Source organism: Lachnoclostridium sp. An138 (assembly GCF_002160765.1).
GTDB lineage: Bacteria > Bacillota > Clostridia > Lachnospirales > Lachnospiraceae > Laedolimicola > Laedolimicola faecalis.
Map to the genome: position 1 here is coordinate 35,269 of NZ_NFLF01000012.1, position 12,043 is coordinate 47,311.

General features: G+C 52.1%; 11 protein-coding genes. All 11 read right to left on the reverse strand.

The features are described 5' to 3' along the window. Nucleotides 1-21: 21 nt before the first annotated feature. The 11 genes from B5E82_RS10970 to B5E82_RS11015 all read right to left on the reverse strand — a co-directional run bounded on the left by B5E82_RS10970 (nt 22) and on the right by B5E82_RS11015 (nt 12,043). Nucleotides 22-2,094, reverse strand: coding sequence for an HAD-IC family P-type ATPase (locus B5E82_RS10970; RefSeq protein ID WP_242966311.1), 2,073 nt, complete (start codon nt 2,092-2,094; stop codon nt 22-24). Nucleotides 2,095-2,115: 21 nt separating this feature from the next. After that, nucleotides 2,116-2,364: a hypothetical protein gene (locus B5E82_RS18500; protein ID WP_242966312.1), complete on the reverse strand. Its 249-nt coding sequence runs from the start codon at nt 2,362-2,364 to the stop codon at nt 2,116-2,118. Nucleotides 2,365-2,695: 331 nt separating this feature from the next. Further along, nucleotides 2,696-3,394: a response regulator transcription factor gene (locus B5E82_RS10975; RefSeq protein WP_087307594.1), complete on the reverse strand. Its 699-nt coding sequence runs from the start codon at nt 3,392-3,394 to the stop codon at nt 2,696-2,698. Between the two features lie 12 nt (nt 3,395-3,406). After that, nucleotides 3,407-4,900: a HAMP domain-containing sensor histidine kinase gene (locus B5E82_RS10980; protein WP_087307595.1), complete on the reverse strand. Its 1,494-nt coding sequence runs from the start codon at nt 4,898-4,900 to the stop codon at nt 3,407-3,409. 137 nt (nt 4,901-5,037) lie between these two features. After that, a complete protein-coding gene (locus B5E82_RS10985; RefSeq protein WP_140393129.1) occupies nt 5,038-6,114 on the reverse strand; it encodes a bifunctional glycosyltransferase family 2/GtrA family protein in 1,077 nt (358 codons plus the stop codon). Beyond that, entirely contained in the window at nt 6,080-7,027 is a 948-nt protein-coding gene (locus B5E82_RS10990) for a phosphodiester glycosidase family protein (RefSeq protein WP_087307597.1), read from the reverse strand. The genes B5E82_RS10985 and B5E82_RS10990 overlap by 35 nt, the downstream gene beginning before the upstream one ends. Further along, nucleotides 7,024-7,275 carry a hypothetical protein gene (locus B5E82_RS10995; RefSeq protein WP_087307598.1) on the reverse strand — a complete coding sequence of 84 codons (252 nt, stop codon included), beginning with the start codon at nt 7,273-7,275 and terminating at the stop codon, nt 7,024-7,026. Before B5E82_RS10995 ends, B5E82_RS10990 begins: the two co-directional genes overlap by 4 nt. Then, nucleotides 7,272-8,375, reverse strand: coding sequence for a phosphodiester glycosidase family protein (locus B5E82_RS11000; RefSeq protein WP_087307599.1), 1,104 nt, complete (start codon nt 8,373-8,375; stop codon nt 7,272-7,274). Before B5E82_RS11000 ends, B5E82_RS10995 begins: the two co-directional genes overlap by 4 nt. A gap of 266 nt (nt 8,376-8,641) precedes the next feature. After that, the gene (locus B5E82_RS11005; RefSeq protein WP_087307600.1) at nt 8,642-10,129 is read right to left on the reverse strand and encodes a L,D-transpeptidase family protein; all 1,488 of its coding nucleotides are present in this window, start codon (nt 10,127-10,129) and stop codon (nt 8,642-8,644) included. A 116-nt stretch (nt 10,130-10,245) separates the two neighbouring features. Further along, complete coding sequence (gene ribH / locus B5E82_RS11010; protein WP_087307601.1) at nt 10,246-10,713, reverse strand: 6,7-dimethyl-8-ribityllumazine synthase; 468 nt, start codon at nt 10,711-10,713, stop codon at nt 10,246-10,248. 112 nt (nt 10,714-10,825) lie between these two features. Then, nucleotides 10,826-12,043 (reverse strand): bifunctional 3,4-dihydroxy-2-butanone-4-phosphate synthase/GTP cyclohydrolase II, encoded by a 1,218-nt coding sequence (locus B5E82_RS11015; RefSeq protein ID WP_087307602.1) that lies wholly within the window; start codon nt 12,041-12,043, stop codon nt 10,826-10,828.

A 12,043-nucleotide genomic window follows, 5' to 3' on the forward strand; every position in this document is an offset into this window, starting at 1 on the left:
GTCAGCTCACTGCGGGGTTTTTTATTTCTGCCATCCTGCTTCTGACGGCATTCTGACATTTTCGGAGAAGAACAGAACCCGGATTCTGTCCAGCACCAGCACGGAAAGCAGGCATAAAGCCCCGCCGGACAGACCAAAGAGTCCCATGGACAGCGTGACTGCCTGAAGCTCCAGCAGCGAAGGAAACAGTGCCAGCGCGCAGCCGGTTCCGGCCACCATGATACCGCAGATAAGCATTCTGAGCTTCGTAAACGGGATACAGCTTCGTATCACTGCAGCCATGGAAATCAAAACCAGCAGAAGGTACATCACTGTCTGCCTTTCTGCCTGCGAAAACGGGGCAGTAAGGCTCATCAGGATAATCATGCCGGTCACCGTAAGGCCGTAAGGCAGCGCATGGGAAAGCGCCGTCCTCAGGAAGCTTCCCTGAATCCGCCTGGTATCCGATTCCAGAATCGTGACAAAGGATGGAAACGCTTCAATGCAGGCGTCTACCAGCGTGATTTGAATCGGGATAAACGGAAACGGCTGATTGAACAGCAGGCAGAACGCAGATACCAGCACCGAATAGATGGTCTTGATAAAGAATACGCCCGCCGTCCGGGTCACATTGTGAATGACCTTTCTTCCTTCCATCACCACCTGAGGCAGATTCGTGAAATCCGAATCCAGAAGCACAATCTGGGAAATCTGTCTGCTGGCGTCGCTTCCGTCCGCCACCGCTATCGAGCAGTCCGCTTCCCGGAGCGCCAGAAGATCATTGACGCCATCGCCTGTCATGGCTACCTGACGTCCCTGCCGCTTTAACGCCAGCACAAGCTCCTTTTTCTGTGCCGGCGTGACTCTGGCGAACACCGCGTATTTTGCGCAGAGCCTGTCATAATCCGGATTCTCTCCCTGGACGGACATATCCACAGCTTCCATCCATCTGCGCAGGCCCGCCCGCTTTGCGATCATGGATACAGTCCTTACGTGATCGCCGGAAATGATTTTTACATCCACGCCCTCTGTATGGAAGAATTCCAGCGTCTTTGCTGCGTTTCTTCGTATCGTATCCTCCAGAATCACACTGTAAAGCGGCAGAATCTCCTCCGGCAGCTCTCCGGTATTCTCCCAGCTTCCGCTGTACCAGCCTATCGCAACAGCTCTCCGTCCCTTTTCCAGCTCCTGCTCTATCCTAGGGGAAAGTCCGCCCATCAGCTTCTCCGGCGCCCCCACAAAAATCGTCCCCTTTCCCGCAAAGCTCACAGAGCCCCACTTTCTTTTTGAGGAAAACGGAATTTTATGCACCGGCTCATACACCGCTTCCGGCGAAAAGCTCTGTCTCAGAGCCTGGAAGGTGGCATTATTGTCATCGCTGGCCGCCATATAAGAGCAGATCAGGGCGTCCATTTTTTCTCCTTCAAATGCCTGTACTGGTATTATACCACAAACCTGCAGTTTTCCATCCGTAATAGTTCCGGTTTTATCAAGACAGAGCGTATCCACATGAGCCAGGGTCTCCAGCGAGTAGATATTCTGCACAAGGATCTTCATCCTGGCCAGGCGGATTACGCCTGCCGCCAGGGACACGGAAATCAGCAGCACCAGTCCCTTGGGAAGCATGCCCAGAAGACCCGCCGCCGATGACACGACGGCTTCTTCTACGGAAGCCTGCCGCAGGAGGAATGCCTCGAGAAATAAAAGGATTCCCAGCGGCACGATCAGGAAACTGGTAAAATGCGTAACCTTCCGCATGGAACCCAAAAGCTCCGAGTGAACCCGTTTCTCCTTTTTCACCTCGGCCGCCAGTTTCGCGGCGTAGTTTTCATTTCCCACATGAGTGACTCTTGCGTAAGCCTTTCCGGAAATCACAAAGCTTCCGGACAACAGGCCGCTGCCCTTTTTTTTCACCACAGCGTCGCTTTCTCCAGTCAGAAGTGATTCATTCACCTCAAGCGAACCCTCCACGATCTCCGCGTCGCTGCAGATCTGATCGCCGCTTTCCAGAAGCATCAGATCCCCTCTCACCAGCTCGCCAAGATCTGCTTTCCGATCCTGGCCGTCTCTTCTTATCCGGACCGAAGGCCGGTTCAGGATCGAGAGCTCGTCCACCAGCTTCTTGGCCTTCAGCTCCTAAAAAATTCCAATCACAATATTCAGGATAATAATGCAGATAAAAAGCATATTGGAATACGCTCCCACTGCGGCCAGAAGAGCCGCAATCAGAAAGTTCAGAAAATTGAACAGCGTAAATACATTTTCCCGGATGATCCGGCCCTTTGACTTCGTGATCGGCTCCGCGGCCGTCCCTCCTTCTCCCCGGCTTCTGCGTTCTTCTGCTTCCCGGGAAGACAGCCCCTGTAAGCTTCCTTCTTCCATCATATTCTTCCTTCCTTTCCTGCTTTCGGGAACGCTTCAGGCCGCGCTCTTTTCCCGGCTTTCGGCACTTTCCCCGTTTCTTTTCATCCGTTTCATCTTACCCCGCCGTTCTAAAGATTCTGATACAGAAAGATAAACGATTTCTAAAGAATTCATATGGAATTTTTACAGATGGAAATTCTCATCACAAGAGAAGCTATATTATACTGTTCTGACTGAATAGAGCATCCTGAAGCCGGCGACAAACCGGATTTTGCAGAAAACAAGAGGAACGCACAGGCGTTTTGGGATGGCATTGGAAATGATAATGAACAGACAATCCAATCTCCCATAATCAGATCCGAAACCGGTATCCCACGCCCCATACCGTTTCGATATAATCGGGGCTGCCTGTGTCATCCTCCAGCTTCTCCCGGAGACGGTTCACATGAACTGTGACCGTCGCCGTGTCGCCTACCGCGTCTATTCCCCACACCCGATCAAACAGGGTCTCCTTGGAAAAGGCTATGTTGGGATTCTCCGCAAGGAACAGCAGAAGCTCAAACTCCCGGTTGGTCAGTGTAACCTCCCGTCCCTGGACAAATACTCTCCGGGACTGGGGATCGATCCGGAGATTCCGGACCTCGATGATCTTTTCATAGGCTTCCTTCTCCCGTCCCTTCTTCAGCAGGCGCTCATGAATCCCTATGTGGGCCTTTACTCTCGCCACCAGCTCCGCAGGGCTGAAGGGCTTCACGATATAATCATCCGCGCCCAGGCCCAGCCCCCGGATCTTATCCACGTCTTCCTTCTTCGCAGTCACCAGCAGCACCGGAATATCCTTTGTCTTCCGGATTTCCCGGCAGATTTCAAAGCCTGAGACTCCCGGCAGCATCACATCCAGAATAACCAGATCGTACTCCTGCTCTCTTACGAGCTTCATGCCCGCAAAGCCATCCATGGCCAGCTCCACCTCATACTCGGAAGCCTCCAGATAGTCCCGCTCCAGCTCCGCGATCAGCCTGTCATCCTCCACTATCAATATTTTCTTCATCCTGTTTCCTCCTTACAGCAGGGGCAGACGGATGATAATGGTCAGTCCCTGTCCATTTCCATGATTGCAGGTCCGTCTTTCCTGTCCATCTTTCCTGCTTCCGTCTCCATTCACGGCCCATATGGTTCCTCCATGGGCCTCCACAATTCTTTTCGCCACCGCAAGCCCCAGACCGCTGCCGTTTCCGGCCTGCGTCCGGGAACGGTCTCCCCGGTAAAAGCTTTCAAAAATCTGCGTCAGCTCCTCCTCCGGCACACCGGGCCCGTCGTCAGAGACTCCGATCTCCACAGCGTCTTCCTGCCGCCTGCACCACAGGCGGATCACGCTCTGCGCCGAAGTCCGGTATTTGACACTGTTTTCAAAGAAGTTCTGGAACACCCGCTTCATCTCTGTCTCATCCAGCAGAAGCCGGATTTCCTTTTCCGGCACCTCATTGAGGAACAGAATATTCTTTTTCTCCGCTTCCACGCTGTAATCCTCCAGAAGCCTCTTCACGAACTCTGACAGATCCCATTCCACAGGAGACACCCGCAATTCTTCTGTCTCAAGCCTGGTAAAAGAAGAGAGATTATCCGCCAGAGCCTCCATATCGCCCGCCCGCAGCCGGATGGCGCGGTAATACCGCTGCCGTTTCTCCTCCGTATCCGCGATTCCTTCAATGAGCCCGTCCGTGTAGCCCTTGATGGAAGTCAGCGGCGTGCGCAGATCGTGGGAAATCCCCGCCAGAAGCTCCCTTCTGTAATTCTCATACTGAATTCTGGCAAGGGTAGCTTCCTTCAGGCGTTCCCTCATATTGTCAAAATCCCGGCAGACCTCGCCGATCTCGTTTTTCGGGATGTCGGTAAATTCCGTATCCAGATCTCCTTCCTCAATCCGGCTGGCCCCTTCCTGCAGAAGCTTCAGAGGCTTTAAGATACTGTGAGACACCCAATGGGTCAGAAAGAAATTCGTCACCACAATGATTCCCAGAGTCACTGACCCCAGAATCCCGAAAAGAAGAAGAAAATAGCTGCGAAGATAAGAACCGGAAAAGCCTTCCCCGTCCTCCGAAGCAGGACGCACCGCTATAAGCTTCCAGACTGTACCGTTTATTTCCTGGCTCTGCAGCAGCAGGGATGATCCGCCCGACGTCAGAGTCAGGCTGTCACAGCGCTCCAGGCTCTCCCTGACATCCATCTGCTCCAGGCATTCTTCATCCTCTTCCGTCAGGTTGGAGGAAAAACGTCTGCCATCCTTTTCCACATACACATGAAACCCCATTCCTGCCAGCTCTCCCTGAAGTCCCGCCACAGCCGTCTCCGGATCATCCTCGAAGTCGCCCCAGTAGGAAAAAGTAAGACTCTGGGCGGAATACAGCCCATTGTCGTACTCAAACATATCTTCCAGAGAATCAAAATAGTGGTTTCTCAGAAAAGTAATGCAAAGCATCCCCGTCAGCATAATAATGCAGACCGGGATGACGATCATCAGAATATTTGAAAGATGAAGCTTTCTCCGTATTGTCATGCTCTCCCTCTTCTCTTCTTATCTTCTTCTCTTCTTATCTTCTTCTCTTCTTATCTTCTTCTCTTCTTATCTTCTTCTCTTCTTATCTTCTTCTCTTCTTATCTTCTTCTCTTCTTATTTTTTTCTTTACCGGCTTTTTATCTATTATACTGATATCTGCCCGTAAATACAAAGGTTTTCTGAAGGCCGAAGCTCCAGACGAACAGGATAAGCTCTGTCAGAAGCTTCGCGGCAAACAGGGACATTCCCAGAACGGCCGTAAAGAAATGTAGAATCAGGTAATTAAAAGCCAGCAGCACTCCCGCAAGCAGCGCGTAGCGCCAGGAAGAGCTTCTCATTCCCTGCCTTTCTTCATGGAATACCAGAAAATGATTGCACAGATACTGAGTTCCTGCCGTGCAGACCCTTGTGCCCACCACCGCAAGCAGCAGATTGGAGGTCAGATTGTAAAATACGCCTACCAGAAAAAAATCCAGCACGGCGCAGAACAGGGATACCGCGCTGAACCGCAGGAAGCACATGGCCACCAGAAGGGAATCACGAATCGGATGAAAATGAGTTCCCCGGTTTTCATTTTCATAGACCGTCTCAATAGGAATCTCCCGGATTTCACAACCCTGCCTCCTGCAGTCAAAGAGCATATTCTGCTCATACTCAAAGCGGTCCCCCGGTATGGAAAGCAGCCAGGGAAGGAGGACGGAAGGAAAACCTCTGAGCCCCGTCTGGGTATCCCAGACCTCCACTCCGGTAAACAGGGCAAACATTTTTCTGGAAATCATATTTCCGATGCGGCTCTTTTTCGGCACTTCTCCCTGGAAAGTACGGCTTCCAAGCACCAGCTCCCTGCTGCCCGGCCGGACGCTTTCCGCCACGCACACAATATCCTTTACCGTATGCTGTCCGTCGCAGTCCGCCGTGACAATGACCTCCGTTCCTCTTCTGTTTTCCTGAATCCAGCAAAACCCTGTCTTCAGCGCCGCTCCTTTTCCCCGGTTCTTCTCATGCTTCAGCACAGCGCAGCCTTTCTCCGCGGCTTTCTCAAAAATACCGGCGCACGCCCCGCCGCTTCCGTCATCTACCAGCACAATGCCATAATCTGTCCGCTCCCGCAGCCCGTCAATGAGCAGCAGAAGGCGTTCTCCAGGCTCGTAGGCCGGAATCAGCACCAGAATTCTGCTGTCACTGTTCTCCTGCTTCCACATAAAGGATGTCACTGATATTCCTCTCCTTTCCTACCAGCGGGCAGGGACTGTTGACAATCTCCCCGTCCTGATAAAGCGTCACAGAACCGCCGCCGTCCAGATTGTAGGCCAGCGTACAGCCATGCTCCACAAACACCTTTGCCAGCTCCTCAAAATCCATTCCCCGGCTGTAGCCGGTCTGCCGTCCGTCTACGACCAGAATCAGAAAATGGTTGGGTCCCAGATAACCGATAGCCGTCCTGGGCTCAGGTCCCGAAATACTGACGTTCAGGCCGTCCACCTTATACGCTTCTTTCAGCCCCTCCCGGGCCTTTCCGTCCTCCACAAGGACAGGACCAAAGGAAAGCACATTCCATGCGCCCGCGTCCAGAAGCGTCTGCCCGGATGTGGTGTTTTCCCGGACCGTATCCATGGTGCCGTCCCGGTACAGGACCAGGCACTCCCGGTCCGTCGGCACATCCCGGTACAAAACGCCATTCCGGATCACGATTCCATCTGAGCGGTAACCATAGAAATCACCATTTACCGCCAGGGCCGCATTGTGCTCCCCTGCGATGTCCGACATCGTATCGCTGATGTTCTGCCCGTATTTGTCATGGGCCAGAGCCGCCTTCAGATCCGTCGCGTCCGAAACCTGAATATCTATCTCAAAATACGTGATCTTATTGTCGTCCATCCCCAGCTCCTTCTGCGTGACGGAGATCTGCGGCTCAGCCGCTTCTTTCCCTTCCGTGCCGCCATTTCCGGAGTCTCCCCTGGCCTGTACGGTGATTCCCGGCACCTCTGACACCTCCGCCTGGGTGCTGTCCTGTACCGGTTCTCCATTCAATACCGCAAAATAAGGCGCAAGCCAAAGCTCATATACCACGCAGAGCGCCGCAATCAGAAGCAGGCATAAAAGCATTTTTTTCAGTTTCCGGCTCATCTTCTTTCCCCACCTCCATTTCCGCGCCCATGTCTGTCTCTTCCCGGATGCCCTTCGTCAAAAATATACAGAAAGCCAGAGGCCACCGAGCAGAAACAGAGCAGACTCAGCACGGCGCCTGCATGTCCCAGGAAATCCATATAGGGGTTATACCAGTCCAGAATCTGAAACGTCACAATGACCATACCGCAGATCACGCAGCCATGAGCCAGGATTCTCTGAATCGTTCCTTTTACTGTTCTCCTCATTTACAGTCCCTCCGTAATAAAGATACCATCTGAAATCTCCTTTTCCGGCTGGTAAGGATGATTGGCTGTACTGTCCCCATTGTCATAAAGGAGCAGTGTCCTCCATCCAGGTTATAGGCCGCTTTGCAGCCCAGATTTTCAAACAGAGCCGCCATCTCTTCCAGGAACATTCCTCTGGAATAGCCGGCCTGCCGGCCGTCCACCACCAGCAGACAGTAATGTCCCGGCTCATAATAGCCGATGGCGGTCCGGGGATGAGACTCCCGTATGTAATCCCAGGTCTGAAAGGAGGTCTTTGCTTTTCCGTTTTCATCCAGAAGGCTGGGACCGAAGATCCAGCTCTGATAAGCTCCGCTGTCTATCAGCGTCTGGGTGTCCAGCTCATCCGGCGCGTAAATCTGCATCGTGCCGTCCCAGTTCAGCACACAGGTCTCCATATCTGTCTTCTGCGCCCGGTAAATAATGCCGTTGCGGATAATCGTTCCGTTATCCCTGTGGCGGTCATTGCTGTAAGAATCACCGTTGACTGCCAGAACCGAGCCGATACGCTTTGACATATCCGTAAGCAGCTCCGAATACCCGTTCCCGTAAGTGTCCTGAGCGAAGGCCGTCTGCAGACAGGTGATATCTCCCACATAAATATCCGCCAGTACATAGGAAACTCTGGTTCCATAACCCAGGTGCCTGCCATTCTCCGAGCTGTCCGCCTGCTTTGTCTCAAAACTGTCCCGGGTCAGATGAATCGCCAGATTAGGACTCGTATAGGAATCTTCTGTGGAAACGACCTCCTTCGTAAACTGATCCGCAAATTTTTCATGCCAGTCCACCGGATCTGTCTTCACCGCAGTTCGCTGCCAGGTCCCCTGCGTCAAAGGTATTGACCGGGCCCAGGCGGCCGCCTTTTCCTCTATGCCGGAGGCTTCTGCCGTATCCTCCAAGATCTTCTGTGTCACCGCCAGCGGCGCAGCCTGTACTGCCCCATGCGGTATCATGTAATCATATCCGTAAATGCCTCCTGCTATGGCGGCAGCCGCAAGCACATCCGCCGTCAGCAGGCAGATACCCCTCTTCAGGCTTTTCCTTCTTTTGTCTCTTCTCATACTGTCTGCTCTCCTTATCCTGATTTCCTTTTTTATTTTTACAGGGCCGCAGGTCTTCCAAAGACCTGTGATTTTTGATTATTCTCTGTGGGATATAGAATAGACGATCGGTCTAAAGATTCTGACACGAAAATATAAACGATTTCTAAAATTACGCGGACGGATGCCGGACATGCCGCGCAAAAACAGCCTGACGCACCAAAAGCGCCAGGCTGTACCGCCGTAAAATGCTTTTTTCAGTTTTTGAGTTCAGATAGTTTTGCCAGCTATTCCGCGGCAGACACCTCCGCGTTTTCTGAGCCAGACTGTATTTCGGCTTCCTCTCCTGACACAGCCGCGTCCTCTTTTACCGCCTCCGTTCCGGGGAGATAGTAGCAGATGACCGGGGTGCCTTTTTCCACATAGCCATACAGCTCCTGAGCGACGGAAACGGGAAGATTGATGCATCCGTGGGAGCCGTTTGTCTTGTAGATATCGCCGCCAAAAGAGCTTCTCCAGCTTGCGTCGTGCATACCGATATTTCCGTTGAACGGCATCCAGTAGGATACGGGAGTCTCATAATTTTCTCCCGTCAGCGTCGCATTGCGCTGCTTGTAGGTAATGCTGTATACTCCCGCCGGCGTATCGTAGCCCCGGGAAGCGTTTCCGGACACAAAATCCGACTCCAGAATCAGGGTGCCGTCCTGATAAAAGAAAAGGTGCTGGGCTGTCAGATTAATTTCCACATATGTATTTCCATAGTCAGGCGTTTCATAGGAGGCTGCCGTCTGATAATAAACCGGCGTCCGCTCTCCGCTCTCCCCGTTTTCAATCATTTCCGCCAGCTCTATGGCTTCCTGGGTATAGTTCATCCACCATCCGTAATCCCCGCTGTCAATTGTGATTTCCTGTCCATAGCTGGTCTGGAAGGTCCTGGAGCGGAAAATCGTATCGTATTTCTTCCGGAGCGTGGCCACATAATCCGCCACTTTCTCCTGATCCAATTCCACCTCTAATCCATCGATTTTTACCCATGTACTGATCTCAGCTCCGTCGAGTACTTCTGTATTTTCCCCGAACGTATAGGTGATAGTCACGCTTGTATATTTCTGCGCCTTTTCCAGAGCGGCCAGAAGCTGCTCATTGTCAGCTGTAACCTGCGGTTCTCGGTAGCAGCCTTCCTGCTCCAGGTCTATCTGATCTGTCAGACTGTCTACTGCTGAGCAGATTGTGTCAAAAGTCTGTTCATAATCCAGTTCATTTCCCTGCGTCTCCGCAATGATCTGAAAACCATTATCCGGTGTATATTCTGAAATATGGGCATCTGTCGGAGAAACCGCGAAATCCTCCTGAAATCCCTTAAGCTGCTGAATCTGTTCTTTCAGCGCCTCTTCCTCGTATGTCACCAGTCCTTCCATCTCATAGGTCTCCCCGGATGCAAGAAACCAGAGCCATTTATTCTGCTGGCTTAAAAGCTCTTCCAGCGGTTCTGCCGAACTGTACTGCAATGAAATGTCTTTTCCTGAAAGCGTCTCTTCCAATGTGCTTCCGTCAGACTGGCGTTCTGTAATCCGCAGGGAATAATCCTGTACCTGCTCCAGCAGGTCCTGCACGGTCATATTGGATACGTCTATCCGGTCAATCACAGTTCCTCTCAGGAAATGGCTGTGATAGTAAAACACGCCGCCCACGTAAACCACGGCAGCAGCCAGAAGCAGAATGAATAAGAATTTGCGCGTTACAGTCCCCCTCTTCCGTCTTCTTTTTCTTAACATGTTCCTCTTCTGTCCTTTCTGTATCACTACTTGTTTTCCACTATTATAACTCAGATCTCCGAATAGTTCACATTATATTTTTCTTAATATCAAGCACTATCACAATCCCTGCTGTCTTATCTTTCGATCTCTCGGATCAGATTCACCATCTCGATAGCTCCTTCCGCGCATTCGTACCCTTTGTTTCCGGCTTTGGTGCCGGCCCGCTCGATGGCCTGCTCAATATTTTCTGTGGTCAGCACGCCAAACATGGCCGGAATGCCGCTGGAAAGTGACACAGAGGCGATTCCCTTAGACACCTCATTGCACACATAATCATAATGGCTTGTGCTGCCCCGGATCACAGCTCCCAGACAGATGACCGCATCATATTTCCCGCTGCCTGCCATTTTGGACGCAATCAGCGGAATTTCGAAGGCGCCGGGAACCCAGGCGGTGTGGATATCCTCCTCCAGAACCCCATGCCGCTTCAGACCGTCATAAGCCCCGCTTAAAAGCTTCGAGGTAATAAATTCATTAAACCGTGAGGCCACTATACCGATACGGATATTCTGTGAGACCAGTTTTCCTTCAAATGTTTTCATACTTCCATTCTCCTTTTCCATTTTTTTCGTTTTTACTGTTTTTCATTTTCTACCGGAACAGGTTCTGTCCTGCCCTTCTCCGGCATTTTTACTTCCCTTCTTCTGTCTGCACCTACATTTCATAGTGAAGCAGGTGTCCCATCCTTTTCTGCTTTGTCAAAAGGTATCCTCTGTCATAGGCTGTAGGCTTCATTTCTATGGGAACACGCTCCAGGATCTCGATGCCGAAATCCGAGAGCTGGTACACCTTATCCGGATTGTTCGTGAGAAGCCGCATGGTCCGCACTCCCAGATCCTTCAGAATCTGAGCGCCGATATAATACTCCCGCTCATCTCCCGCAAATCCCAGAGCCAGATTGGCTTCCAGCGTATCCATTCCCTGCTCCTGAAGCTCATAAGCCCGGAGCTTGTTGATGAGACCGATTCCCCGTCCTTCCTGACGCATGTACAGCAGAACGCCGCGCCCTTCCCGCTCAATCTGCGTCAGCGCGGAAGCGAGCTGTTCTCCGCAGTCACAGCGCAGGGAGCCGAAGGTATCCCCGGTCAGGCACTCGGAATGAACCCGGCAGAGAAGATTTTCTCCGTCTCCGATTTCTCCCTTGACCAGGGCGATATGGTGCTCGCCGTTCAGCCGGTTGACATAGCCATAAGCCGTGAACTCGCCGTACTTCGTGGGCATTCTGGTTACCGTAATCCGATCCACCAGCTTTTCGTGCCGCTTCCGGTAATTCTGCAGATCCCGGATGGTGATAAAGGGCATCTTCCATTTTGCGGCCAGCTCTGTGAGTTCCGGTGTACGCATCATGGTTCCGTCTTCCCGCATGATTTCACAGCAGAGCCCGCAGGCCTTCAGGCCCGCCAGACGGCACAGATCCACAGTGGCTTCTGTATGGCCGCTGCGCTCCAGCACGCCGTTTTTTCTGGCCAGCAGCGGAAACATATGCCCCGGTCTTCGGAAATCCTGGGGCTTCGCATCCTCATCCACGCATTTCATGGCCGTCACCGAGCGCTCTGCAGCAGAAATGCCTGTAGTTGTACTCACATGGTCCACAGAAACCGTAAACGCCGTCTCATGATTATCCGTATTGCTGGACACCATCTGGGGAAACTGCAGCTTCCGCGCATATTCCTCTGACATGGGCATACAGATAAGCCCCTTTCCATGAGTCGCCATAAAGTTAATATTTTCTGTGGTGGCAAACTGGGCCGCGCAGATAAAATCCCCCTCATTTTCCCGGTCCGGATCGTCTGTAACCAGAATGATTTTTCCTTTTCTCAGCGCGTCCAGCGCCTCCTCAATCGTGCTGAATGTAAATGTCCTCTCTTTCAT

Excerpts from the sequence above, each read along its gene's own strand:
- B5E82_RS10990 (WP_087307597.1), bottom strand. The coding sequence starts at position 7,027 with ATGAGCCGGAAACTGAAAAAAATGCTTTTATGCCTGCTTCTGATTGCG.
- B5E82_RS10995 (WP_087307598.1), bottom strand. The coding sequence starts at position 7,275 with ATGAGGAGAACAGTAAAAGGAACGATTCAGAGAATCCTGGCTCATGGC.
- B5E82_RS11000 (WP_087307599.1), bottom strand. The coding sequence starts at position 8,375 with ATGAGAAGAGACAAAAGAAGGAAAAGCCTGAAGAGGGGTATCTGCCTG.
- B5E82_RS10980 (WP_087307595.1), bottom strand. The coding sequence starts at position 4,900 with ATGACAATACGGAGAAAGCTTCATCTTTCAAATATTCTGATGATCGTC.
- B5E82_RS10975 (WP_087307594.1), bottom strand. The coding sequence starts at position 3,394 with ATGAAGAAAATATTGATAGTGGAGGATGACAGGCTGATCGCGGAGCTG.
- B5E82_RS18500 (WP_242966312.1), bottom strand. The coding sequence starts at position 2,364 with ATGATGGAAGAAGGAAGCTTACAGGGGCTGTCTTCCCGGGAAGCAGAA.
- B5E82_RS11015 (WP_087307602.1), bottom strand. The coding sequence starts at position 12,043 with ATGAAAGAGAGGACATTTACATTCAGCACGATTGAGGAGGCGCTGGAC.
- B5E82_RS11005 (WP_087307600.1), bottom strand. The coding sequence starts at position 10,129 with ATGTTAAGAAAAAGAAGACGGAAGAGGGGGACTGTAACGCGCAAATTC.
- ribH (WP_087307601.1), bottom strand. The coding sequence starts at position 10,713 with ATGAAAACATTTGAAGGAAAACTGGTCTCACAGAATATCCGTATCGGT.